This is a genomic window from Candidatus Komeilibacteria bacterium CG_4_10_14_0_2_um_filter_37_10 (assembly GCA_002793075.1).
GTDB lineage: Bacteria > Patescibacteriota > Patescibacteriia > UBA1558 > UBA1558 > UM-FILTER-37-10.
On record PFPO01000026.1, the window covers coordinates 1 to 1,644 of the forward strand.

The 1,644-nt window shown below is 40.8% G+C and carries 1 protein-coding gene; it reads left to right on the forward strand.

All coding sequences use genetic code 11. The annotated features are described in order from the left end of the window. On the forward strand, window positions 1-1,644 hold a 1,644-nt coding region (locus tag COX77_01440; protein ID PIZ99472.1), incomplete at both ends, for a hypothetical protein.

The following is a 1,644-nucleotide window of genomic DNA, read 5'->3' on the forward strand; positions in this document are numbered from 1 at the left end:
TGGCTGGCGACGACTTTATCATCCAATACTGGACGATCACGCTTATACAATCAGTCAGCTAGCAGCAAATCAACTGATCGGTCAGGGCTATCTGGATGAAGGAATTCAAGGATATTTAGTATCAACCGGCGGTCCGCCAGTTAACCAACCACCCAATATGATATGGGTTGAACAGCCGCAGGGTCAGTACTTAGCCGATGTGATCACGTTTTATTGGCGTAGTAGTGACGATAATACCGCTGTTGAAGATTTGTTTTATCACGTAATAATCAGTGGTACTAATAGTCAAGATATTTGGTGTCAGGATACTGTTTTTACTTGGTATGCTGGACTTGGTAGTCACACCTTAACAGTAACAGCTCGTGATGCTGAAGGTTTACTTGATCCCACACCTTTGACGCATAGTTTTTCCGTTGTTACTCAACCACTACCCCAAGCGCCAACTAATTTACAAGCTCAGAGTAATGATAATCAGCATATTACTTTATCGTGGGTTAGTAATGATCAGTATACGGATGAATTTAAAATCTTTCGCGATAATTATTGGTTGGCCGATATCCGTGATAGAAACATACGTCAATATTTTGACAGTAATGTGGTTGTTGGTAAAACATATCAGTACCAAGTAAGGGCTTATAATTATTCTGGCTATACCGACAGTCAACCCATTGTCTTTGAATTAACTGGTGGTATTTGTAATGAGAACGGCTTTAATTATCCGGTTGGTTATCCAAATTTTACGCAAAATTGGTATGATGCTCAACCCTTTGGTTCGGTATTGTATCTAGCTAACAAATTTCACGCTGGTGCTGATCTCAATAAAAAGGGTGGTGATTTAGGCGAGACTATTTACGCACCAAGCAATGGTGTTGTTGTTTATAAGAATGATAATGCCAGCGGTTGGGGCAAGTGTTTAGTTATCAGCTTTAAAGCACCTGGGGGTTACTATTATCAGTTTCCCGATGGTACCAAGAAAAGTATTGTTTATTTTCTTTTTGCCCACTTGCAGGAGATCTTTATTCAAGGTGGTGGTGATTTTCTCTCTTACGAGCAAATCATTTGCCACCAAACCACTGTACAAAAAGGATGGCAAATTGGTACGGTCGGTGAGATTCCCAGTGGTAGTGGTCCACATTTACATCTGGAGTGTTGGTCTAGTTATGACGCGAGCAACCCCTTGGGCTATGGTTATTATGATGAGCTGCCCATTCATAAGTATGATCCTATGGAGTTCATTGCTAACAATCGATCATTGTCTGGTAGTTTTGCCATTTATTGTCACAACTATAATCGTCATACTAGTGGAGCTGTTTATTTTGAACCAGACCAAAATTGGACTAGGGTAACGGGTTATCAGCAGCCGAGCAATCCGGTACTTGGTTACAATAACTATTTATTTTATTCAGCAACCAATCGGATGGCGCAAGCCGAGTGGCGATTCAATATCCCGACTGATGGCGAGTATGATCTGTATGTTCATGTGCCAAATTATGCCTATACAACGACGCGGGCTTGGTATAATTTAGTACGCGGTCAAACTGGTCCACAGTATTTATATGTTGATGGTAGTCAGAAAAACAATGAATGGGTTAAGGTTGGTCGTTTCTATTTCCGTTCGGATATGAATAATTATTTGCTCTTGAC